The sequence below is a fragment of the Actinoplanes sp. NPDC021490 genome, assembly GCF_055562135.1.
Genome location: NZ_JBVHFW010000003.1, coordinates 31,756 through 54,257, shown reverse-complemented (window position 1 = coordinate 54,257; position 22,502 = coordinate 31,756). Strand labels below are relative to the sequence as shown.

The 22,502-nt window shown below is 71.9% G+C and carries 22 protein-coding genes and 1 pseudogene; 15 read left to right on the top strand and 8 right to left on the bottom strand.

Annotation, left to right across the window (positions count from 1 at the left end):
- Positions 1–9: 9 nt before the first annotated feature.
- Positions 10–543, bottom strand: coding sequence for an ester cyclase (locus tag ACZ3I4_RS08415; protein ID WP_465381222.1), 534 nt, complete (start codon positions 541–543; stop codon positions 10–12).
- Positions 544–606: 63 nt separating this feature from the next.
- Between ACZ3I4_RS08415 and ACZ3I4_RS08410 the strand changes: the two genes are divergently transcribed.
- From ACZ3I4_RS08410 to ACZ3I4_RS08400, 3 genes are all read left to right on the top strand, one after another.
- On the top strand, positions 607–1,248 hold the full coding sequence (locus ACZ3I4_RS08410; protein WP_465381221.1) for a TetR/AcrR family transcriptional regulator: 642 nt from the start codon (positions 607–609) through the stop codon (positions 1,246–1,248).
- A 9-nt stretch (positions 1,249–1,257) separates the two neighbouring features.
- Positions 1,258–1,674, top strand: a complete 417-nt coding sequence (locus tag ACZ3I4_RS08405) for an MmcQ/YjbR family DNA-binding protein (RefSeq protein WP_465381220.1) — start codon at positions 1,258–1,260, stop codon at positions 1,672–1,674.
- A 155-nt stretch (positions 1,675–1,829) separates the two neighbouring features.
- Positions 1,830–2,342, top strand: a complete 513-nt coding sequence (locus ACZ3I4_RS08400; RefSeq protein WP_465381219.1) for a GNAT family N-acetyltransferase — start codon at positions 1,830–1,832, stop codon at positions 2,340–2,342.
- Position 2,343: 1 nt separating this feature from the next.
- Here ACZ3I4_RS08400 and ACZ3I4_RS08395 read toward each other — a convergent pair whose 3' ends face one another.
- Entirely contained in the window at positions 2,344–2,946 is a 603-nt protein-coding gene (locus tag ACZ3I4_RS08395) for a GNAT family N-acetyltransferase (protein ID WP_465381218.1), read from the bottom strand.
- Positions 2,947–2,996: 50 nt separating this feature from the next.
- Between ACZ3I4_RS08395 and ACZ3I4_RS08390 the strand changes: the two genes are divergently transcribed.
- From ACZ3I4_RS08390 to ACZ3I4_RS08375, 4 genes are all read left to right on the top strand, one after another.
- Entirely contained in the window at positions 2,997–4,271 is a 1,275-nt protein-coding gene (locus ACZ3I4_RS08390; protein ID WP_465381217.1) for a sensor histidine kinase, read from the top strand.
- Positions 4,272–4,334: 63 nt separating this feature from the next.
- Positions 4,335–4,751: a hypothetical protein gene (locus ACZ3I4_RS08385; protein WP_465381216.1), complete on the top strand. Its 417-nt coding sequence runs from the start codon at positions 4,335–4,337 to the stop codon at positions 4,749–4,751.
- Positions 4,748–5,767: a hypothetical protein gene (locus tag ACZ3I4_RS08380; RefSeq protein ID WP_465381215.1), complete on the top strand. Its 1,020-nt coding sequence runs from the start codon at positions 4,748–4,750 to the stop codon at positions 5,765–5,767. The genes ACZ3I4_RS08385 and ACZ3I4_RS08380 overlap by 4 nt, the downstream gene beginning before the upstream one ends.
- A 112-nt stretch (positions 5,768–5,879) precedes the next feature.
- Positions 5,880–6,242 (top strand): winged helix-turn-helix transcriptional regulator, encoded by a 363-nt coding sequence (locus ACZ3I4_RS08375; RefSeq protein WP_465381214.1) that lies wholly within the window; start codon positions 5,880–5,882, stop codon positions 6,240–6,242.
- 8 nt (positions 6,243–6,250) lie between these two features.
- Here the strand turns inward: ACZ3I4_RS08375 and ACZ3I4_RS08370 are convergent, their stop codons facing one another.
- Positions 6,251–7,198, bottom strand: a complete 948-nt coding sequence (locus ACZ3I4_RS08370; protein WP_465381213.1) for an SDR family oxidoreductase — start codon at positions 7,196–7,198, stop codon at positions 6,251–6,253.
- Between the two features lie 154 nt (positions 7,199–7,352).
- Between ACZ3I4_RS08370 and ACZ3I4_RS08365 the strand changes: the two genes are divergently transcribed.
- Positions 7,353–8,213, top strand: coding sequence for a helix-turn-helix transcriptional regulator (locus ACZ3I4_RS08365; protein WP_465381212.1), 861 nt, complete (start codon positions 7,353–7,355; stop codon positions 8,211–8,213).
- Here ACZ3I4_RS08365 and ACZ3I4_RS08360 read toward each other — a convergent pair.
- Complete coding sequence (locus ACZ3I4_RS08360) at positions 8,177–9,670, bottom strand: FAD-dependent oxidoreductase (protein ID WP_465381211.1); 1,494 nt, start codon at positions 9,668–9,670, stop codon at positions 8,177–8,179. The genes ACZ3I4_RS08365 and ACZ3I4_RS08360 overlap by 37 nt on opposite strands.
- A 206-nt stretch (positions 9,671–9,876) precedes the next feature.
- On the opposite strand from ACZ3I4_RS08360, the gene ACZ3I4_RS08355 reads away from it, so the two are divergent.
- Complete coding sequence (locus ACZ3I4_RS08355) at positions 9,877–10,245, top strand: YciI family protein (RefSeq protein ID WP_465381210.1); 369 nt, start codon at positions 9,877–9,879, stop codon at positions 10,243–10,245.
- 62 nt (positions 10,246–10,307) lie between these two features.
- Complete coding sequence (locus ACZ3I4_RS08350; RefSeq protein ID WP_465381209.1) at positions 10,308–10,736, top strand: DoxX family protein; 429 nt, start codon at positions 10,308–10,310, stop codon at positions 10,734–10,736.
- On the opposite strand, the gene ACZ3I4_RS08345 is transcribed toward ACZ3I4_RS08350, so the two are convergent.
- Complete coding sequence (locus tag ACZ3I4_RS08345; RefSeq protein WP_465381208.1) at positions 10,716–12,191, bottom strand: MFS transporter; 1,476 nt, start codon at positions 12,189–12,191, stop codon at positions 10,716–10,718. The genes ACZ3I4_RS08350 and ACZ3I4_RS08345 overlap by 21 nt on opposite strands.
- Before the next feature lie 99 nt (positions 12,192–12,290).
- Between ACZ3I4_RS08345 and ACZ3I4_RS08340 the strand changes: the two genes are divergently transcribed.
- Both ACZ3I4_RS08340 and ACZ3I4_RS08335 read left to right on the top strand, forming a co-directional pair.
- A complete protein-coding gene (locus tag ACZ3I4_RS08340) occupies positions 12,291–12,914 on the top strand; it encodes a TetR/AcrR family transcriptional regulator (RefSeq protein WP_465381207.1) in 624 nt (207 codons plus the stop codon).
- 125 nt (positions 12,915–13,039) lie between these two features.
- Complete coding sequence (locus ACZ3I4_RS08335; protein WP_465381206.1) at positions 13,040–14,620, top strand: methyl-accepting chemotaxis protein; 1,581 nt, start codon at positions 13,040–13,042, stop codon at positions 14,618–14,620.
- Here ACZ3I4_RS08335 and ACZ3I4_RS08330 read toward each other — a convergent pair.
- Both ACZ3I4_RS08330 and ACZ3I4_RS08325 read right to left on the bottom strand, forming a co-directional pair.
- A pseudogene (locus tag ACZ3I4_RS08330) lies at positions 14,610–14,978 on the bottom strand (GNAT family N-acetyltransferase); the annotation flags it as partial. The gene ACZ3I4_RS08335 and the pseudogene ACZ3I4_RS08330 overlap by 11 nt on opposite strands.
- Before the next feature lie 20 nt (positions 14,979–14,998).
- Positions 14,999–15,739 carry a sensor histidine kinase gene (locus ACZ3I4_RS08325; protein ID WP_465381205.1) on the bottom strand — a complete coding sequence of 247 codons (741 nt, stop codon included), beginning with the start codon at positions 15,737–15,739 and terminating at the stop codon, positions 14,999–15,001.
- 177 nt (positions 15,740–15,916) lie between these two features.
- Here ACZ3I4_RS08325 and ACZ3I4_RS08320 point away from each other — a divergent pair, with 177 nt between their 5' ends.
- The gene (locus ACZ3I4_RS08320; RefSeq protein ID WP_465381204.1) at positions 15,917–19,915 is read left to right on the top strand and encodes an nSTAND1 domain-containing NTPase; all 3,999 of its coding nucleotides are present in this window, start codon (positions 15,917–15,919) and stop codon (positions 19,913–19,915) included.
- 3 nt (positions 19,916–19,918) lie between these two features.
- Here the strand turns inward: ACZ3I4_RS08320 and ACZ3I4_RS08315 are convergent, their stop codons facing one another.
- Positions 19,919–20,902, bottom strand: a complete 984-nt coding sequence (locus tag ACZ3I4_RS08315; protein WP_465381203.1) for a helix-turn-helix transcriptional regulator — start codon at positions 20,900–20,902, stop codon at positions 19,919–19,921.
- A gap of 86 nt (positions 20,903–20,988) precedes the next feature.
- Here ACZ3I4_RS08315 and ACZ3I4_RS08310 point away from each other — a divergent pair, with 86 nt between their 5' ends.
- Together ACZ3I4_RS08310 and ACZ3I4_RS08305 are read left to right on the top strand one after the other, a co-directional pair.
- A complete protein-coding gene (locus ACZ3I4_RS08310; RefSeq protein WP_465381202.1) occupies positions 20,989–21,444 on the top strand; it encodes a VOC family protein in 456 nt (151 codons plus the stop codon).
- Positions 21,445–21,455: 11 nt separating this feature from the next.
- Positions 21,456–22,496, top strand: coding sequence for an aldo/keto reductase (locus ACZ3I4_RS08305; RefSeq protein ID WP_465381201.1), 1,041 nt, complete (start codon positions 21,456–21,458; stop codon positions 22,494–22,496).
- Positions 22,497–22,502: the final 6 nt, after the last annotated feature.

Sequence of the window (22,502 nt, the reverse complement as noted above, 5' to 3'; positions counted from 1 at the left end):
CTAGGTCTCCTAGTGGCTAGGCTGCCTAGAGAGGCGCGAGGCGCGGCGGGCCTGACGCTTGGCCAGGGCCATCCGCCACAGGAACGCCGGGGTGGGCGGGACCCAGCCGAGCTGGGCGGCCATGCCGAGGTCGTCGCGGTTGGCCCAGTGTTCGATCACCAGGCCGTCCCGCATGCGGAACCAGTGCGTCTGGGTGATCGCGAACGTGCGGCCGGTCGGCGGAAACGCCTGAGCCACCTCGCCGTGCTCGTCGTAGGCCACGAACGGCCCGACCTGGCGTCCCGACATCGTGCAGTGCACGACGACCAGATCGCCGTCGGACACCGCGTCGTGGACGTCGAACTTCAGATCCGCGAACCCGGATCGCAGCCAGTGGGCGGTGGCCTCGAACGCGGCCGGCCCTTGCCCCCGGCAGGCCGGCGGCTCGTCCTTGGCTTCCCGGTTGGTCGCTTGCGGATGCACCACCCGGGCCAGCTCGGCGAGGTCGCCCGAAGCCATGATGTCCATGGACCGGATGCAGGCGTCGGTGTCGATGGTGTGCATGAAGGCCTCCACAGAAGAATCGGTTACAGTGGAGAAGTATTCGATACTAGTGAACGGTACTCAATGACTCGTCGGGCATACGACAACAGCCGCCGCACCGAACAGGCGCGCCTCACCCGCCGCCGCGTGATCGACGCCGCCCGGGAGTTGCTGGTCGAGCGGGGTCCCATGGCGGTCACCATGCGCGACGTGGCCGAGCACGCCGACGTCTCGCCCGAGACGGTCTACAAGACGTTCGGCACCAAGGCCGCCCTGATCAAGGACGTGTACGACGTCACGCTGGCCGGCGACGACGAGCCCGTCCCGATGATCGACCGCCCCGACATCCAGGCGGTGTTCGCCGCCACCGGCCCCGAGGACAAGCTGGCCCGGTACGCCTTCGCCGCCCGCCGGATCGCCGAGCGCACGGGTCCGCTGCTGGCCAAGCTGCTGGCCGGCGCGCGCGGGGGAGACCCCGACCTGGCGCAGTTCCGCGAGACCACCAACCAGGAACGCATGATCGGCGCCGGCGGGGTCGTGCAGCACCTCGTGGCCACCGGCGGCCTGCGCCCCGGCCTCGAGCCCGGCCGCGCCCGCGACATCGTGTGGACGTTGATTGCCCCCGAGGTCTACGAACTGCTCGTCGGGGACCGGGGCTGGTCCCCCGAGGAGTACGAGCAGTGGCTGGCCCGGGCGCTGGCCGACGCCGTCGCCGCCCGCGGTTAGAGTCGAGGGGTGTCGGACCCTGGAGACGTGCCACCGGACATCCTGGACCGGCTGCGGCCGATCTGCCGGGGGCTGCCGGAGACGTACGAGGAACCGGCCTGGATCGGTGTCCGCTGGCGGATCCGGCAGAAGACCGTCGCCCACGTCTACACGCCGGACCCGCAGCGCTATCCGGTCTATGCCCACCCTGGAACGGCCGGCGAGGCACCCACCGTGCTGTCGTTCCGCGTACCGGTCGACGACCTTGACGGCCTGACCGCCGGCGGCTTCCCGTTCGTCCGCGCCGACTGGGGCCGCAACGTCGTCCGCGCCTTCCTCGGCGACCACACCGACTGGACCGAGATCGCCGAACTGCTCACCGACAGCTATTGCGAGATGGCCCCGAAGTTCCTCGTGGCCCGGGTCGCTCCGCCGGCCGCCGGCTGACGTCGCGACGTCGGCGACAACCTCGACCATCGGGCCCGCCGGACGGCTCGGCTTCGACGGTCACCACGGCGTACCGGGACCCGCGGCCGGTCTGCCGCAGCAGACGGAAGGTGGTCACGCGCCGATCATGTCAGCCGGATGCCATGATCTACGCGATGTCTTCCTCTGTACGTTTCGTGCGCCTGCCCCCGACGGCCCTGCAAGCCCTGCTCGACGGCGATCTGGCCGCCGCCCGCGAGGTGTCCGGGGTCCGGCTCTCGGACTGGTTCCTGTCCAGCGAGATCACCTGGCTGTGGCGGATGCGCCTCGACCAGATCGCCGGGGACCCGGCCGCGGCCGACTGGATCGTCCGGGCCGCGGTGTCCATTCCCGACGACGTGGTGGTGGGCGCGGCCGGCTTCCACGGCCCGCCGGACGGCGACGGCATGGTCGAGATGGGGTACAGCACCGCCCCGGAGTTCCGCCGGCAAGGGTATGCCCGGGCGATGGTGGCCGAGCTGCTGCGCTGGGCGGCGGCCGAACCGTCGGCGATCACGGTGCGGGCCAGCATCAGTCCCACCAACGAGGCTTCGCTGGCCACCATCGCCGGCTTCGGCTTCGCTCATGTCGGCGAGCAGTGGGACGACGAGGACGGCACCGAGTTGCTCTACGAGCGCCCGGCCCGATAGGTCAGGCGTCCACGACCGGCGAGTCGCCCCGGATCCGGGCGTGCAGGTGCATGTCGTGACGGCCGTCGGCGTGCACGGCCTCGCTGCGTTTGGTGCCCTCGAGACGGAACCCGGCCTTGAGGGCCACCCGGCACGAGGCCTCGTTACGGGTGGAGTGGCTCAGATGCACGCGGTGGAAGCCGGCGTCGCTCAGCGCCCACCCGCTGACCGCGGTCAGGGCCCGCGAAGCCACACCCGAGCCGCGGGCGGCGGGCAGCACCCAGTAACCGCATCCGGCGACGCCGTCGTCGAGATCCATGCTCCCGATGGCGATGCGGCCGAGCACTGTGTCACCGTCGCTGGTGACCGCCCAGTGCGCGCCCTTCTCCTGGAGCCAGTTCTGGCGATACAGCTCGAACCATTCCCGTACGTCATCCTCGGACGCGGGCTGGCGGGTGTGCCAGCGCTGAATGGCCGGATCCTGGTACGCGCCCAGGAAGACCGCCGCGTCGGACGATTTCCAGGGGCGCAGAACCAGGCCGCCCTCGGCGGTGAGAAGCGGTTGCGGCCCGGCGGCGATGCTGCCGGCGCGAATAGCGGGCGCAGTGGTAAGCGGCGATCTCACGGCCCCATTCTGCCCGCCGCGGCATGCCATGATGAGGCCGGGAGTGCGACGTGAACGTAGAGCTGGGCGCGGAATTCGACCGCTGGGAGCGCCGGGAGTCAGCGGTCCTGCGGTTCCTGCCGTACGCCCTCCTGGCCGTCTGCACGCTCGTCGCCCTGCTGTTGCCGCTGTGGGAGGCGTCGCACCAGCTCCCGGCGACGCTCGGGCTGTCGGCGGTGACCGCGGCCTGGATGCTGTGGTTCCACACCCTCCACCCTGGATGGCACGGCCGGACCCGGCTCATGGGGCTGTATTACGCGGTGCTCCTGGCGCTGGCGGCCGCCCTGGTGGTGATCGCGCCCTGGTACGGCCTGTTCGCGTTCGCCGGATACCCCCAGGCCTTCCTCTGTCTGCGCGGCCGGTGGCGCTACGCCGGCGCCACCGCCACCTCCATGATCATGGCGGTGTCGTACCTGGGCGGCATCGACACCCTCCGGGGCGGGTTCTGGTGGGCGTGGCTGGCTATCAGCCTGATCAGCACGGTGCTGGCCTGGGGGTCGTCGCGCCTGCTGGAGATGGCCGACCGGCGCGACCGGCGGCAGCGGCAGGCGCTGGCCGAGTTGCACGAAGCAAACGTCAGGATCGAGGCGGCGCTGGCCGAGAACGCGGGCCTGCACGCCGAGCTGCTGGTGCGGGCGCGCGAGGCCGGGGTGCGCGACGAGCGGGAACGGATGGCCCGGGAGATCCACGACACCCTGGCCCAGGGGCTGACCGGCATCCTCACCCAGCTTCAGGCCGCGCAGCAGGCGATGACCGGGCCTCCGGCGTCGCACCGGCACGTGACCAACGCGATCACCCTGGCCCGGGAGAGCCTGACCGAGGCCCGCCGTACGGTCCACGCGGTGGAGCCGGAGGTGCTGGCCCGGGCCCAGCTGCCGGAGGCGATCGGCGACGTGGCCCGGCGCTGGTCGCAGGTCTACGGGGTGGACGCGGTGCTGACCACGACCGGCGACCCGCGGCCGATGCACGCCGACGTCGAGGTGACGTTGCTGCGTGCCGCGCAGGAGGCCCTGGCCAACGTGGCCAAGCACGCGAACGCCACTCGCGTCGGGCTGACCCTGTCGTACATGGAAGATCTGGTGACCTTGGACGTGCGCGACGACGGCGTCGGATTCCGGCCCGGGGCCGAGCGGACCATCGGTTCCCCGTACGGCGGTTTCGGGCTCACCGGCATGCGGCAGCGGGTGCAGCGTCTGGCGGGCCGGCTGGACATCGAGTCGGAACCGGGCGGCGGCACCGCGATCTCGGCCTCCGTCCCGGCGCTCCCGGCCGCGGAAGGCATGTAGTAACGGCTCAGCGGGTACCTCGGGATGGACCGGGGGGTGATCATGCTGAGTACCGTTTTTGCGGTGGCCGGCACCGTACTGATTCTGTGCGGGCTGGTCCTCGTGATCGTGCAGGGAATCAGCGGTGACACCGGATACGGCCGGATGCGGGGCGAGAGCGCCGAGACCCGCCGGGCCGTGCGCCGGGCGATCCGCGAAGGCGAAGCCGATGACGCCCGGGTCGACGAGCTGGCCCGCCGGGCCCTCAAGGCCTCGCCGAAGGGCCGCCGGATGCGGTACGTGTTCGCCGTTCTCCTGGCGGCGGCGGTCGCCATGCTGATCGCCGGCCCGCACACGGCCACCGACATCGCGCTACGCGTCTCCCAGATCCTCCTCTGGGCGGGCGCGATCGTGCTGAGCGTGGTCAACCAGCGCCGCGCCGACCGCTATCGCGGGTTGCGATCCGCCCCCGCGGCGGCCGGTTACACTCCGCCGCCATGAGGTTGTTCAGGAAGAAGGCCCGCCCGGAGGCCGAGACCATCGCCGAGTTCTGGCAGTGGTGGGCCACCGCCCGCGGCGACGTGGCCGCGGCCATCGGCAAGGGCACGATTCCTGAGCTGTCCGGCGAGATCGGGCGCCGGGTTGAGGCGATCCACCCCGACCTGCACTGGGAACTGGCTCCCGGCGGCACGTCCGCGCACGCGCTGGCCGTCACGCCCGGCGGGCAGGCCGAGATTCGTGCGGTCGCCGCCCGATGGCTGGCCGCCGCCCCGCCGGCCGACGAGGTCTGGTCCTACCGCAATGTCCGGGCCGCCGACCCGACGACGTTCGAGTCCACCATCGAGCTGGGCGGCCACCGGCTCGAGCTTTCCGAGATCCGGTTCGGCTTTGCCGTACGGGATCAGGCCCGTCAGATCGATGTCGTCTGCTACCACCCCGGGTTCGCCGGCCTGCCCGACGACGCCCGGGGCCAGATCACCTTCCTCTCGCTCGACTGGGCGCTCGGCGAGAACGACGTGGAGATCTGGCTCGGCGAGATCACCTGGACCGACACCGAGCCTGCTCAGCCCCGCACTCCGGCCGAACTGCGTAAGGCCGTCGACACGGTGGCCGAGGGCGACGACTCGTGGGCGCTGTTGCAGGGCGAGCGCAACGGCCTGCCGCTGGTCGCCACGGTGGCGTCGCCGCTGCGCCCGGCCCGGTGGCCCCGCTTCGACCTGCACGTGCCCATCCGCCTGCCCTTCCAGCACTACAATCAGGGTCTGCTGCCGGTCGAGGAGTCGCTGACCGCCCTGCGCCGGTTCGAGGACGAGCTGAGCGCGGCCCTCGGCCCCCGCGGCGCGCTCGTCGCCCACGAGACGAGCGATCGGCTGCGCACCCTGCACTACTACGTCGACGCCCAGACCAACGCGCGGGCCGAACTTGAGTCGCACCTGCCGCAGTGGCGGGAGGGCCGGGCCTCGACCGCCGTCCGGCTCGATCCCTCGTTCGACCAGATCCGCCACCTCATGCAGTGACTCAGCGGAACGCGTCGACGTGACGTCGTCGGCGACGCGGCTGGAGAAGACGCTAGTAGCCTCGGGATAGTAGGTACCTGGAGGAAAGTAATGGCTTTATGGCGGAGGGCACGTGAAGCAATCGGCCGATCCTGAGCTGGCCTGCCCGGTGGCGCCGGTCGTCGACATCGTGTTCAGCCGGTGGACGACGCCCATCCTGTGGAGCCTGCACCAGCACGGCCGGCAACGGTTCGTCGAGTTGGAGCGCCGGCTGACCAGCATCACGCCCAAGGTGCTCACCCAGCGGCTGCGCCAGCTCGAACGCGACGGCCTGATCTCCCGCACGTACCACCCCGAGGTGCCGCCCCGCGTCGAGTACGAGATCACCGAGCTCGGCGCCGGCCTCGGGCCCTTGTTCGCGCACCTGGCCACCTGGGCCGACGCGAACCTGCCCGAAGTGGAGCGGGCGAGACAGGCCTACGACGCCGGGCGGTGACGCGACGGTCAGCGCGAGGCCAGGAACGTCGCGCCGGTCAGGTTCTCGGAGATCTGCCAGATGCGCTCGGCGTCCTCGGGGCTGCGCAGGCGGGTATAGACGGGCTGCTCGGCCGGTGGGCCGCTCAGATGCGCGAGACCGTTCGGACCGTAGAAGCGGCCACCGCGCGCCTCGGGGGAGGTGGCAGCCATCAGGGCCGGCCCGCCCGCCGACTCGACCGTGCCGGCCAGGATGCCGCGGCGGGAGAGCGCGCGGATCAGCCGTACGGACGTGGTGTCCTTGGCCCTTCCCAGCTGCGGCTGGGCGGCCAGCAAGTTGGTCGGGGCGATGCCGGGATGGGCGATGTTGCTGGTGATGCCCCAGCCGCCGGCCTGGGCGCGCCGGTCCAGTTCGAGCCCGAACAGGCCGAGCGCGATCTTGGACTGGCTGTACGCGCGGCGCCCGTTGTAGGACTTCTCCCAGTTCACGTCGTCCCAGTTGATCGCGCCCTGGTTGGCCGACACGCTCAGCTGCGAGGTCACCCGGGCCCGCCCGGCCCGCAGCAGCGGCATCAGATGGGCGACCAGCGCGAAGTGCCCCAGGTGGTTGCAGCCGAACTGCAGCTCGAACCCGTCCGCGGTGACCGCGCGCTCGGGCGGGGTCATCACGCCGGCATTGTTGATCAGCAGGTGGATCGGCCGCTCCTCGTCACGCAGCGTGGCCCCGAGCGCGGCGACCGACGCCAGCGACGACAAGTCGAGATCGCGCAACGACACGGCGGCTCCCGGGTGCTCCTGCTTGATGCGGGCGATCGCCTTCTCACCCTTCAGGCGGTTCCGTACGGGCATGACGACCTCGGCGCCGGCCCCGGCGAGCCGGGCTGCGATTCCCAGCCCCATGCCGTCGCTCGCGCCGGTGACGACGGCGATTTTGCCGGACAGGCCGGGAACGGTGAACCCGGAGGATGTGCGTGCCATTTGCGGGCGCCTTTCTGCGCGGTGCTGGATGCCATTTCAGGCTGCACCGGATCCGCGGGCACATCCACGGCCTGGCGATCCCAGGCTTGAAGGCCCGTCAAAGGGGGATTGGCGGGCCGAGGATGCGGTGCCGGATCGGTGATAGAACGAAACGATGATTGATCGCACCGGACTGGCCGAGTTCCTGCGCCGCCGCCGGGAGTCGCTGCAACCCGGGGACGTCGGCCTGCCCCGCGGTCAGCGGCGTCGCACGGCCGGGCTGCGCCGCGAAGAGGTCGCCACGCTCTGTCACATCTCCACCGACTACTACAGCCGCCTCGAGCGCGAGCGGGGCCCGCACCCGTCCGAGCAGATGATCGCCTCGATCGCTCAGGGCCTGCACCTGTCGCTGGACGAACGCGACCACCTGTTTCGCCTGGCCGGGCACAATCCGCCGGCGCGCGGCACGACCAGCGAGCACATCAGCCCCGGCATGCTGCGGATCTTCGACCGGCTCACCGACACCCCGGCCGAGATCGTCACCGAGCTCGGCGAGACGCTGCGCCAGACGCCACTGGGTGTAGCGCTCACCGGCGACCTCATGCGCTACACCGGTCCGTCGCGCAGCATCGGTTACCGCTTCTTCACCGACCCGGCCAGCCGCGCCCTCTACCACCCCGACGATCACCCGCTGCACGCCCGCGTGTTCGCCTCCGGCCTGCGCCGGGTGGTCACGTTGCGCGGGCCGAATTCGTATGCCGCCCACCTGCAGCGTCTTCTGCTCGACAGCAACGAGGAATTCCGGGCCGTCTGGGACGAGCACGAGATCGGCATCGGGTACAGCCACACCAAACGTTTCCTGCACCCCGAGGTGGGCGACCTCGAATTGGCCTGCCAGGGACTCCTGGATCCCGAACAGTCACATACGCTGCTCGTTTACACCGCCATTCCGGGCAGCGAGAGCTACGAAAAACTGCAACTGCTTTCGGTCATCGGCCATCAGGACCTGCTTGCCCGTACGCCGCCCGTCGCCTGACGCCGCGGGGCCAGCAGCCCGCGCGTCGGCACCGAGAACACCTGCACCGGCCGTACGCCGTGCCGGCGCAGAATGGCGTTGGCGGCGGTCGCGGCCGAGGCGGCCGAGCGTTCCATCAGCGCGCACGGGAACGGCATGCGAACCCAGTCGCCGGCCAGGAACAACCCGTCGGCGGCGGTGATCACGCCGGGGCGGGTGGCGTCGCTGCCCACCCCGAACGACGGCGCGTCGTGGCCGACCCGGCTGTCGCTGTCGACCATCCGCAGCCAGCCCGCCTCCCGCCAGATCCCGGCCAGCTGCGACCACATGTCCTCGGCCGCCCGACCGGCGTCGATGCCGGGGTCCGCGGCGTACGCGTGCAGTTCCACGACCGCGCCCCCGGTGCGCCGGGCCCATTGCGCCGCGCCGCGCTCGACCCGGTGGAACAGGCTGACCGAGTCCAGCAGGGGCTCCCCGGCGACCCCGCTGAACATCGCGCGGCCGGCGGCGACGTCCTTGTCGGTCCAGAACCGGCTGACCGCGTACGGGGAAGTGGTCGTCACGGTTTTCATCTTGCTGGTCAGCTCGCCCGGCAGACCGGCCGACGCGGCGAGGATGTCGCCCGTGGACGCCGGATCGGCCGCCAGCACCACGTGATCGGCCCGGATCTGCTCGCCGCCGGTCAGCGTGACCGTCCAGCCCGGTTCGACCCGGTCGACGGTGGCCCCGGTGCGGATCTCCCCGCCGAGCGCCTGCAGCCGGTCGCTCAACGGCCCCCAGATCGCCGACTGGTAGTCGTCGTCGGGCGCGTCGAAGTCGAGCCCTTCCGGATTACGCAGGAAATAGAAGTGGAACTGCATGATCATTTCGGCCGCCGACATCTCGGTCGCCGGGTTGAAGAACGAATGCGCGAACACGTCGAACAGCAGCGCGCGCGCCCTTTCCGGCATGGCCAGCCGATCGAGGAACTCGGCCGCCGACATGTTGTCGTACTCGCGATAGGTCTCGGCCCGCGAATAGCGCACCAGCGCCAGCGAGGCCGGACCGTCGACATCGCGCATCTCACGCATCGGCAGGCTGGGGGAGCGGGCCAGCAGGCCGAGCAGATTGAACGGCGGCCGTCCCGGCAGCCCGCCGAAATCCTCTTCGGGCCATTGCCGCGACACCACCGGATAACCGTCGGCCGGACGCAGGAACGACAGCGACGGATCGATCCGGCGCAGCATGTTGCGCCAGTTGTAGTACTGCCGGAAGAACGCGTGAAACCCGTGGCCGACCATCTGATGCGAGCCGTCGGCCAGCTTCTTCGGCCACGCCGAGAGCCGCCCGCCGAGCCGCTCGTCGCGTTCGAGCAGGGTCACGCTGACGCCGCGCTCGGCCAGCAGCAGCGCCGCCGTCATCCCGGCAATGCCACCGCCGGCCACCACCGTACGCACCGGGTGCTCGACCGTGCGGGGCAGCGAACGGTCGACGCGCACGAGACGACGGGCATGACGGCTGGTGGCAGGACCCCCGCTGATAACTGGCATACCCCCAGGTTCCCAGACGCCGGTGATCCAACCACCGGCGCGGCGGGCCGTGGCGTGCGTCGCGATCGGCTTTCGGGTCGTGTCGATCCGGGCGAGACTCGTTCGACCTGTGGGTGACCGGGCCGAGCGGCGGCCCGTCGGACGAGGAGAACGCGATGCCGAAGTACCTGCTGATCATGCGGGGCACCGACGAGTCGAACGCGGCCATGATGGCCGGCATCGAGGAGTTGATGGCCCGCACCCACGAGTTCGTCGACAAGGCGGTCAAGGCCGGTGTCCTGCTCGCGGCCGAAGGCCTGGACGACCCGGCCAAGGGTGTGGTGGTCGACTTCAGCGGCGACGCCCCGGTGGTCACCGACGGCCCGTACGGCGAGACCAAGGAACTTTTCGGCGGCTTCTTCATGGTCGAGGTCGCCTCGCAGTCGGAGGCGGTCGAGTGGGCCAAGCGGGTCCCGGTGGCCCGCGGCGCCAAGATCGAGGTCCGGCGGGTCCCCGGCGACGACGAGGTCCCGCAAGCCGGCTGATGATCGGAGGCCGGCCGGGGACGCGTACGGGGAAACCGGCCGGACCGATCTATCGTGTGCGGGTGGGTGATCGCGACGGCTTACGGACCGCGGGTCAGATCGTGCTGGGCGGGTTCCTGCTGTTCACCGGCATCGGACATATGACCTTCGCCCGTACGGAGTTTCGCGCGCAGGTGCCGGCGTGGGTGCCGCTCGACGCGGACCTGGTGGTGATCGCCTCCGGCCTGGTCGAGCTGGGCCTCGCGATCGCTCTGCTCGCGACCTGGCGGCAGCCCGCCCGCGGCATCGTGGGCGCGGTCACGGCGGCGTTCTTCGTGGCGATCCTGCCGGGCAACATCGCCCAGTTCACCGGGCACCGGGACGGCTTCGGCCTGGACACCGACGCCGCCCGGGCGATCCGGTTGCTGTTCCAGCCGCTGCTGGTGCTCTGGGCGCTCGCCGTGACCAGCGCCGTCCCGGTTCTGCGTTCCCTACGCCGGCGCCGCACCTGAGCGGCCGCTCGGCACTTCCAGGCCGGCCGCTCCCAGCACGTCGTCGGCCTCCACCTCGGCCACCGTCAGCTTGGGCTCGCGTACCCGGGGCAGTGCCCAGCCGACCAGCGCGGCGGCCAGGGCGGCCAGAATGGCGCCGGTCACGAACACGGTCACGAACTGCTTCTCCTGCGGCAGCGGCACGGATGCCGAGATCGGGTTGCGGGTCATCATGGTGATGACGAACGCGGTGCCCAGCGACATGCCGACCGAGCGGGCGATCGAGTTGACGCTGTTGGCGATGCCGGTCTCGGCCGGCTCGACGTGGGCGATGAGCAGCGCGGGCAGGGCCGCGTAGCCGAAGGTGACGGCGGTGTTGACCACCAGGGCCCCGACGACGACTTCCCAGGTGGACGCGTGCAGCAGCGCCAGCATGCCGAAGCCGAGCCCGGCCAGGACCGCGGCGATCACCAGGGTCGCCTTCGCCCCGAAGCGGGCGACCAGCCGGCCGCCGAGCGGCGCCGAGATCACGCCGCTGGCCGTGCCGGGCAGCAGATAGACCAGGCTGGCGGCGAGGACGGAGGCGCCGAAGCCGTAGCCGGCGACGTCGTGCGGCGTCTGCACCAGCGCGGAGACGGCCAGGAAGACGGCGAACATCGCGAAGCCGAGGAACAGCCCGGCCGCGTTGGCCACCACGATCGGGCGGTGGCTGAGCATCCGCGTGCTGACCAGCGGGTGGGCGATCCGCCGCTCGAACAGGACGAAGCCGGTCAGCACGACGACCGCGGCGGCCAGCGAGCCGAGCACCCGGGCCGAGCCCCAGCCCCAGCCGTTGCCCTCCTCCAGCGGCAGGATGAGCAGCACCAGGCCGAGCGCCAGCAGCGCGGCGCCGGCCCAGTCGAGCCGGCCGGTGGCCGCACCGGCGCGGCGGGGGAGTTGCCACACCCCGGCCAGGCCGATTGCGGTCATCGCGGTGGCCAGCCAGAACAGCTGGTGATAGTCGCCGCCGCCGCGCATCAGCAGCCCGGTGACCACGAGGCCGAACCCGGCGCCGACCGACAGCATGCCGCTGACCAGAGCCATCGCCGCGGTCAGGCGCTGCGGCGGCAGTTCCTCGCGGAGCATGCCGATGGCCAGCGGGAAGAGCCCGAAGCTGGCCGCCTGGGCGACCCGGCCGAGCAGCAGCAGCGGCAGGCTGCTGGTGGTGGCGGCGAGCACCGAGCCGAGCAGCACGACGACCAGCACGCCGAGCATCACCGGGCGGCGGCCGTGCAGGTCGCCCAGCCGGCCCAGCGCGGGGGTGAACACCGCGGCGGCGAGCAGGTTGGCCGTCACCACCCAGCTGGCGGCGCTGGTCGTGACGCCCAGGTCGGCCTGGATAGTGGCGACGACCGGGACCACGAGGGTCTGCAGCGCCGAGACGAGCAGCACCACGTAACAGGCGACGGGTAGCGCGAGGCGCGCTTTGAGGCTCATGAACTCGAACGCTAGACGCGTAGCCCACAGTTCTCAACACCGTGTCGAAAATTAAGGATGTGATGTCGATTTCAGCCGATGGACGGTAAAGTCGACGCCGTGCCAGCCATCCGGAGCCGCCGAGCCCCCACCAAAGGCGACCAGCGCGAGCAGGCGCTGATCGACGCGGCCCGGGCCGTCTTCCGCGACAAGTCGATCAGCCAGGTCACGATCGACGAGCTGGCCGGGGCGGCCGGCATCGCGCGCTCCGGCTTCTACTTCTACTTCGAGTCCAAGCAGGCGCTGCTGGCCGCGCTGGTCGACCAGCGCCTGGCCGAGGCCGATCTCGAGATGGCGGAGTGGCTGGCCTCCGACGGCGTCGACCGGGACGCCCTGCGCCGCGGCCTGGCCGCGGGACTGGCCCGGTGGAAGGCCGACGGGCGCTGGCTGCGCGAGGCTTTCATCACGCCCGACCCTGGCCCCGAGGTCCGGCACGTCCGTGACCGGCTGGTCGACGAGGGCTGCACGATGTTCAGCCGGCGCATCGAGCGCGACGCGCGCGCCGGCCGCACGGTGGCCGGCCCGCCCGGCCTGATCGCCAAGATGGCCGTCCATCTGCGCAGCATCACCTTCGCCGACGCGTACGCCAATCCGGGCGCCCACGACGAGGACGAGCTGCTCGACACCCTCACCGACGCCATCCTGCGCCTGGTCTACGGCCCGCCGCCCGCCGTCCGCGCCTGAGCCGGCGGTTCTTGGTGGGACGTCGAAAGTAAACATCCGGTTAATTGATTTGGATGCCATTCGGTTCTGCCGATTTACCGGTGACGGCGGCCAGCCGTATCGGAATCGAATGCGGAGTGGGCCTCGTGGGCGTTGCGAACTGGGTACGGAACCGAAAAGTTGCCACCAAGGTCATGATGGTCGCGGGCGTGGCCGTCGCCGGCACGATCGTGGTCGGGTCGCTGAGCCTGGTCGGAATCGCGGACCTGCAAGCCACCCGCTCGGCCGAACTGCAACGGGCGGTCCCGTACATCACCAGCCTGAACAATGCCGCCCTGGCTGCCAAGTCGGCCGCCAACGACGAACGCGGCTTCCTCATCGCCGGTGACGCCGACTTCCGGGACGAGGCACTGGGCCGCAAGAAGGATGTCGACGACGAGCTGCTGGCCGCCCGCGCTCTCGGCGTACCGGCCGAACAGGCCACCATCGACCGGATCAGTGCGGCCACGGATGCCTGGTTCGCCGCCCTGGAGGCCGAGTTCGCGGCCTTCGGCGGCAGTCCCCGCGAGGCGACGACTGCCGCGCTTGGCACCAACCGTGACCTTCGCAAGGTGTACGAGTCGCTGCTCGACGACGAGATCACCCGGGCCAACGACGCCTTGGTGGCCGGTCAGCAGTTCGACGCCACCGTGCAGCAGACCCGGACGATCGTGCTCACCGCCTTCGCCGTCTCGGTCCTGCTCGCCGTCGTGCTGGCGCTGCTGGTGGCCCGAATGATTGTCGCGCCGCTGCGCAAGGTGTCCACCGTGCTCGAGGCCGTCGGCGGCGGCGACCTGACCCAGGAGGCCCACGTCGATCAGCGCGACGAACTCGGGCAGATGGCGGTCAGCCTGAGCCGCGCCACGGCCGCCATGCGCGGGACCCTGAGCGACCTGTCGGCCCACGCTGTCGGGCTGGCCGAGGCCGCCGCCTCACTGACCGCCTCCAGCGAGAAGAGCGCCGCCGGCTCGGAGGACAGTGCCCACCAGGCGGCCGAGGTGGCCAGCTCGGCCGGCACGATGTCGTCGAACATCCAGACGGTGGCCGCCGGCGCCGAGGAGATGGGCGCGTCCATCCGCGAGATCAGCCAGAGCGCGTCCCAGGCGGCGCAGGTCGCCTCGCAGGCGGTCCAGATCACCGCGGCGACCAATGACGTGATGGCCAAGCTCGGCGAGTCGTCGGCCGAGATCGGCAACGTCATCAAGGTCATCACCGCGATCGCCGAGCAGACGAACCTGCTGGCGCTCAACGCCACCATCGAGGCCGCGCGCGCCGGTGAGTCCGGCAAGGGCTTCGCCGTCGTCGCCTCCGAGGTCAAGGATCTGGCCCAGGAAACCGCCAAGGCGACCGAGGACATCGGCCGCCGGGTCGCCACGATCCAGGGCGACACCAACGGGGCCATCAGCGCGATCGAAGAGATCAGCCAGATCATCGCGCGCATCAACGAGTTCCAGGTGACCATCGCCTCGGCCGTCGAGGAGCAGAGCGCCACGACGAGCGAGATGTCGCGGAGCATCGCCGAAGCGGCCGGAGCCGGCAGCACGGTGGCCGACACCGTCAACCGGGTCGCCTCGTCCGTCCGGACGACCAGCGCCGGCATCGACGAAGCACACCAGGCCGCCGGTCAGCTCGCCACCATGTCCACGGAGCTGCGACGCATCGTCGACCGGTTCACCATCACCCGCTGAGCCCATCCGGCTGACCGCCCGGCGCGGACCCGCGATGCATGATGTGGCCGGTCGCGGCGAAGGCCTCGTTGCCGGCCAGCGCGCCGGTCCGCGTCTCCGTGATGGTGAAGCCCTCGCTCAGGTACAGCTGCAAGGCGGCCGGGTTGCCGTCGAGGACGGTGACCTCCACCCGGGGCCCGGCCGCCTCGAGCGCGTGCCGCAGCAGAGCCCGGCTGACGCCCCGGCGGTAGCGCTGCGGATCCACGTACAGCCAGGTGATCTCGTCGTCGAGCGCGACGAACCCGGCCACGCCGCCGCCCGCTTCGGCCACCCCCAGGTGACCGTCGAACAGTCCTTCGCCTTCGGCGGTCTGCGCGAGCCGATTTCTCCGGGCCGGCCTCACGCGGCCGGGGCGGAGCCGGGCAGGGTGAACCAGAAGCGGCTGCCGCCGCCGGGGTTCTCGGTGACGCCGATGCGGCCGCCGTGGCGTTCGACGATGCGGCGGCAGATGGCCAGGCCGAGACCGGTGCCGGGGCGGCCGCCGGTGTTGGTGCAGCGGTGGAAGGCGTCGAAGATCCGGGAGCGGTCCGCGCCGGGGATGCCGATGCCGCGGTCGGCCACCTCGACGCGGACGGTGCCGTCGGCGAGCGTGCGCGCCTCGACCGTGATCTGCGGCGTCGTGCCCGCGGGCGAGTACTTGACGGCGTTGCCGATCAGGTTGTCCAAGACGTGCCGCAGCAGCCCGGCGTCGGCCGTCACGGCCGGCCACGAGCCGCTCAGCGTGGCCAGGACCTGACCGGGCGCGGTGATGTGGTCGGCGAGGACCTCGTGGGCGAGGTCGCGCAGCTCCACCGGCGCCAGTTCGAGGGTGTGGTCGGCCCGGGCGTACTGCAGCAGGTCCTGGGCCAGCTGGTTCATCCGGCGCAGACCCCGCTCGATGGCGGCGATGTCCTGCTGGAAGCCGTCACCCAGGGTGGTGCCGTAGTCCTCGTGCAGCATCTGCACGTGAGCCGAGACGCTGGCGAGCGGGGACTTCAGGTCGTGCGAGGCCATCGCCATCAGGGCCCGCAGTTCGGCCTCGTGGCTGTCCGCTTCGTGGGTGTCGTCCTGGGCGGGGGTGGTGGTGAGCTGGGTCGGCATGGTGTCCTCCGGTTGACTGGCTGATGGCCCCAGTCGATCGCCGGTTCGGGTGTTCACCGATCTGCGGCGAACACTTTTCGCTGCTCAGAGCGTGTGTCCGGGCCTGGCACGTCCACCGTTCGGGCAGGCCTGGCGAACAGGCCGAACACCGGAGGACCGGGCGGATAGCCTGCGAAGGTGGCCACTTTGGGTGAGCAGGAAGTAGCGCCCGGTGCTGCCCCCGTGGGGGATCATCGCCGGCTGCACGACCTGCTCCTCGAGTTGCGCCGGCGGGCCGGGGAGCCGTCGCTCCGGAAGATCAACAGCACGGCCGGGGTGTCGGTCGGGCACCTGAGCGAGATCTTCGCGGGCAAGACGGCGCCCGGCGCCGACGTGGCGGTGCGGATCGCCCAGGCGTTGCGGGCCACCGACCGCGAGCAGGCCCGGGCGCGTTTCTACGCCGAAGGCGTCGAGGCCGATCGCTCCGCGCAGCGCGCCGGTGAGGGCCGGCGGACCACCCGGCCGACGTGGGAGGGCTGCCCCTATCTGGGCCTCGCGGCGTTCGAGGAGCACCACGCGCGGATCTTCTACGGCCGGCGGGCGCTGACCGGCCAACTGATGCGGCGCCTGCGGGAGCATCCGCACGATGCGGGCGTGCTGCTGGTGCTCGGGCCGTCCGGGGCCGGCAAGTCGTCGCTGTTGCGGGCCGGGCTGATGGGGTCGCTGGCCCACGAGGAGCAGGCGACGGGTGGCCGATCGTGGCCGCGCCGGGTGATCACGCCGACCGGCGATCCGTTCCGGCAACTCGCCATCCACCTGGCCGACCTCATCGGCACCGACGCCATCTCCGTGCACGAGGCGCTGCTGGCCAACCCGGGCGCCGCGCATCTGCTTGCCGCGCAGGCGCTGGCCGCCGGCGGGCCGCCGGACGACGCCATCCGGCGCCTGGTCCTGGTCGTCGACCAGCTCGAGGAGCTGTTCACGCTCAACGCCGACACCAGCGCACAGCAGCGGTTCCTGGAGGCGCTGCACAGCATGGCCACGGTGCCGGCCGGCCCCGGCGACGCGCCGGCGGCGCTGGTGGTCGCCGGGATCCGCGGCGACTTCCTCGACCAGGCGCTGGCCTTCGCGCCGGTACGCCACGCGGCCGAGGCCGGGGTGTTCGCCGTCGGGGCGATGAGCGAGTCGGAGCTGCGCGAGGCCATCGTCGGCCCGGCCGCCGAGGCGGGCGTACGCGTGCCCGAACCCGTCTGTGCCGCGATCCTGGACGACCTGCGCGAGCGCAGCCTGCCGGTGGGCTTCGACAGCGGCGCGCTGCCGTTGCTGTCCCAGGTCATGTTCGTGATGTGGCCGGCCGGTGCCGCCACGGGTTTCACGGTGCCGGGATATCACCGCACCGGGGGCGTGGCCGACATCGTGCGCACCAGCGCCGAACGGGTCTACGAGAGCCTGGACCCGGACGGGCAGGAGTTCGCCCGGCGGATGTTCCTGCAGCTCACCACCGCAACCGACGGCAAGCTCCTGCGGCGGCCGGCTACCCGCGCCGCCCTGCGGGCCGTGGCCGGCGCCGGCGAGAGCGCCCCGGTGATCGAAGCGTTCGCCGCGCAACGGCTGCTCACCGTGGCCGACAACGGCCTGGTCACCATCGCGCACGAGGAACTGCTGCGCTCGTGGACCCGGCTGCACGACTGGCTGCGGCCCAGCCTCACCGATCAGGCCCTGCACCGGGCCCTCACCGATGACGTCCGGACCTGGCAGGAACGCGACCGCGATCCCTCGTACCTCTATCACGGCGGCCGTCTCGTGGCCGTGGGCCACGCGGTCGCCCGCTGGACCGCCGATCCCGCCGGGCAGCTACCCGTCGATCCGGCCGCCGCCGGCTTCCTGCAGGCGAGTCATCGTCGTGCCCAGCGCGGGCGGCGGGCCCGGCGGGCCGTCACCGTGGTCATGGGAGTGCTGCTCGTCGTCAGCGGCACCGCCGCCGTGCTCGCCTACCGCAACGCCGTCCACGCTGACGCGCAGCACGCGCTGGCGCTGTCCCGCCAGCTCGCCGCCGTCAGCGGCACCACCAGAGGCGCCGACCTGGCCACCTCCGAGCAACTCGCCGCCGCGGCCCTGGCCGCCGGTCCGACCGACGAGTCGTTCGACGCCGCCGGCGCGCTGCTGGGCGACGCCCGCAGCGTCCTGCCCGGCGACAACACCATCGTGTCCCTGCGCGCCGACGGCCGGCTGCTGGCCACCGCCACCGCGGCGGACAGCACAGTGCGGCTGTGGGATCCGGCTACCGGACGCCGCGTCGGCCGGCCGCTGGTGCTGCCGTCCGGACCGCTGAAGGCCGCCGCGCTGAGCCCCGACGGAGCCCGTCTGGCCACGCTGGCCAAGGACGACACGGCGGTACGCCTGTGGGATCCGGCGACCGGTCGCGAGGCCACGGCCCCCATCATCGGCCACGCCGGGCCGATCAACGGGTTCGACTTCAGCCCGGACAGCCGGCTTCTGGTCACCGTCGGCTCGGACGGCGCCGTACGCCGATGGGACCCGGCGACCGGCCGGCCGATCGGTACGCCGTCCACCGGTCACACCGGCCCGGCCCGGACCGTCCGGTTCAGCCCGCACGGCCGGTACCTGGCGACCACCGGCGACGACAAGACCGTACGAGTGTGGGATCCGGTCACCGGGCGACCGGTGGGCACGCCGGTGCCGATCAATCCCGGCCCGCACTACGGCACCACGTTCAGCCCGGACGAGAAGCTGCTGGCGGTCGCGGCCGGCGGCCGGACGGTGCGACTGTGGGACGCCGCCACCGGGCATCCGGCCGGCGTGCCCCTGACCGGTCACACCGCGACGGTGTACTCCCTGACCTTCAGCCCGGACGGCACCCGCCTGGCCACCGCGGGTCAGGACGCCACCATCCGGCTGTGGGACGCCGCCACCGGCCGGTCGATCGGCCCGCCGCTGACCGGCCACACCGCGCCGGTGCGGTCGATGCGTTTCAGCCCCGACGGCGCCCGCCTGGCCTCCACCGGAGACGACGCCACCGTCCGGCTCTGGGACCCGGCCACCGGGCGGGCGGCCGGTCCGCCGCTGACCGGTCACACCGCGCCGGTGTTCGCCGTGCGTTTCAGCAAGGACGGCAAACTTCTGATCACCGCCGGCCAGGACAGCACCGTGCGGCTGTGGGACCCGGCCGCGGGCCGCCCGCTCGGAGCGCCGCTGACCGGGCACACCAAGCCGGTGAACGCCCTGGCCTACAGCCCCGACGGCCGCCGTCTGGCCACGGCGAGCTCGGACGGCACCGTACGGCTGTGGGATCCGGCCACTCGGCGTCCGGCCGGTTCGCTGGCCGGTCACACCGGGCCGGTGCGGGCCGTGGCGTTCAGCGGCGACGGGACGACTCTGGCCAGTGCCGGCGACGACGGGACGGTCCGGCTGTGGAACGCGGCCACCGGGCGTCCGGGAGGCATCGGCCGGGGCGGGCCGATGTGGTCGCTGGCCTTCAGCCCCGGCGGACGGGTCCTGGCCACCGGCGGCGCCGACGGAAGCGTACGGCGGTGGGATCCGGCAACCGCACGACCGCTCGGCGCGGCGCTGACCGGCCACACCGGGCCCGTACGGGCGGTGAAGTTCAGCCCCGACGGCTCCCGGCTGTTCACCGCGGGCAGCGACGGCACCGTGCGGATCTGGGACGCGGCCACCGGCCGGCCGGTCGGATCGCCGCTCACCGGGCACACCGGCGCCGTCTACGCCCTGGCCGTCCGCGGCGACGGGAAACTGCTGGCCAGCGGGGGCGCCGACGAAACGGTCCGGCTGTGGGACCCGCGCACCGGCCACCGCGTGGGCGAGCCGCTGATCGGTCACGCCCAGGCGGTGTGGGCGGTGGCGTTCAGCCCCGACGGCAAGCTGCTGGCCGCCGCGAGCGAGAACCGCACCGTACGGCTGTGGGACCCGGCCACCGGCGAACGGGCCGGCGCCCCTCTTACCGGACACGCCTTTCCGGTCTATGACCTGGCGTTCAGCCCCGACGGCCGGGCCCTGGCCACCGCGAGCGGCGACACGACGGCCCGGTTGTGGGATCCGGCGGCATACCGGCGGCCCCGAACGGCTCTGTGCGACCGGTCCGGCGGCCTTCCCGAGGCCAAATGGCACCGGTACGCCGCGCACGAACCCGCGATTGACGTCTGCGCCGGCACGACCTGAGCCTCATCCGGACGCGGCCCGCGCGACCGTGCCGGCGAAGCGGTCGGCCAGGCGGGCGAAGGCGGCGGTCAGCTCGGGCGGCCCGACCACCTCGATGTCGGCGTCGAAGCGGGCGATGGCGGCGGCCAGGCTCGGCCACGACCAGGAGCCCAGGGTGAGCCGGCAGCGGTCCGGGCCGGCTTCCTCGACGATGCCGTCGCGGGTGTAGAGGGCCACGGTGGCCGCGGGCAGGTCGAGGATCACGGTGCCCTGGCAGGGCCAGCTGCCGTCGCCGGAACCGCGGAACTTCCCGATCACGTACGCCGCCACGTCGCCCCCGGGCAGCTCGCGCGGGGTGAAGCGGGGTCCGTTGGGTGTCCGTACGGTGATGCGGTCGGCTCGGAAGGTGCGCCAGTCCGCGCGGTCCAGATCCCAGGCGATCAGATACCAGCGCCCGTCCCAGGTGATCACGTGGTGGGGCTCGGCACGGCGGGCAGGCCGGTCCGGGCCGGGGTCGCCGTAGTCGAAGCGCAGCACTTCGCGGGCCTGGACGGCCGCGCTGAGCGTCAGAAGCACGTCGCCGCCGACCGCCGCGGCCGGTCGGGTGGCCGGTCGTTCGACGGCGGTGACCTGCAGCGCCTGGATGCGGTGGCGGAGGCGGGCCGGCATGACCTGGCGGATCGTGGTCAGCGCCCGGGCGGCCGCTTCGGCCAGGCCGTCACCCTCGCCCGCGCCGGTGGCCGCCACCTGCAGGGCGATGGTCAGGGCGACGGCCTGCTCGTCGTCGAACAGCAGCGGCGGCAGTTCGGTGCCGGCGCTGAGCCGGTAGCCGCCGTCGGGACCTTTGATCGCCGCGATCGGATAGCCGAGCTCGCGCAGCCGGTCGACGTCGCGGCGCACGGTGCGCAGACTGATGTCCAGGCGGTCGGCCAGCAGCGTGCCCGGCCAGTCGCGGCGCGCCTGCAGCAGGGAGAGCAGCGCCAGGAGCCGGGCGGAAGTTTTCGGCATGAATCCGAGTCTGCCCGAAGTAGGTGCCACACCCTGTCACCTACTGCTGTCAATCTTGGGTCCTCACCACCGAACAGGGAGTCACCATGGCGATCACCACCACGACCCACCTCAACTTCCGCGGCGACGCCCGGGCGGCGCTGGAGTTCTACCAGTCCGTCTTCGGCGGCCAGCTGACCGCCGTCACCTACGGCGACTTCGGCATGCCGAAGGAACTGCCCGACGCCGGCAACGTGGTCTTCGGACAGGTCACGGCGGACAACGGCTTCAGCATCATGGCGTACGACGTCCCCAGCCAGGCTGTCCCGGCCGCGCCGCTGACCGCCACCACGCGCGAGAACGGCGTGACGCTGACCGGCGAGCGGTTCTTCGTCTCCATCGCCGGCGAGACCAGCGACGAGGTCAGCGCGCTGTGGGACAAGCTGACCGACGGCGCCGAGATCGTCGAGAAGTTCGGCCCGTCGCCGTTCAGCCCCGGCTTCGGGATGCTCACCGACCGTTTCGGCGTCACCTGGATCCTGCAGGTCAGCGCGAGCTTCTGAGAGGACCGGCCATGCGCACCCGCCCTCTGGGCCGCACCGGCATCCAGGTCAGTCCCTTCTGCCTGGGCACCATGATGTTCGGCCCGTACGGAAATCCCGCCCCCGGCGACTGCGTCCGGATCATCCACCGGGCGCTCGACTCGGGGATCAACGTCATCGACACCGCCGACGTCTACGGCGGCGACGGCGAAACCGAACGGACGGTGGGCAAGGCGCTGCGCGGCCGCCGCGACGATGTCGTGCTGGCCACCAAGTTCAACGGTCCCATGGGCTCCGGCCCCAACCAGCGCGGCAGCAGCCGCCGCTATGTGGTCACCGCGCTCGAGGCGTCGCTAAGGCGCCTCGGCGTCGACCACATCGACCTCTACCAGGTCCATCACCCCGACCCGGGCACCGACATCGAGGAAACCCTGTCCGCCCTCACCGACCTGGTGCGGGCGGGCAAGGTCCGGGCGATCGGCCACTCCAGCCTGCCGGCCGCCGACATCGTGGAGGCCCAGTGGGTGGCCGAGCGGCGCGGTCTGGCCCGCTTCCGCACCGAACAACCGCCGTACTCGATCCTCAACCGCGGCATCGAACGCGACGTCCTGCCGGTCTGCGAACGCTACGGACTCGGCACGCTGGTCTGGAGCCCGCTGGCGATGGGCCTGCTCACCGATAGGCCCCGTGGCCGTCCGGACCAAGTCTCCAGCGCCCGCATGCACTGGGTGCCCAAGCACATGACCGACGAGACCAAACTCGATGCCGTCGAGCGGCTCCGGCCGATCGCCGGGCAGGCCGGGCTGTCGCTGACCCACATGGCCCTGGCCTTCGCCATCAGCCACCCGGCGGTCACCGCGGCCATCATCGGCCCGCGCACCATGGCCCAGCTGGACGACCTGCTCGCCGGCGCGGGCGTCACCCTGGGCGACGACATCCTCGACGCCATCGACGAGGTCGTTCCGCCCGGCGTGGACCTCGGGCCGATCGATGTCGCCTACGTGCCGCCCGCCCTCACCGAGCCCGAGCTGCGCCGCCGCCGCTTGTCCCGGGCTTCTACTTCGGCACCATGACTTTCT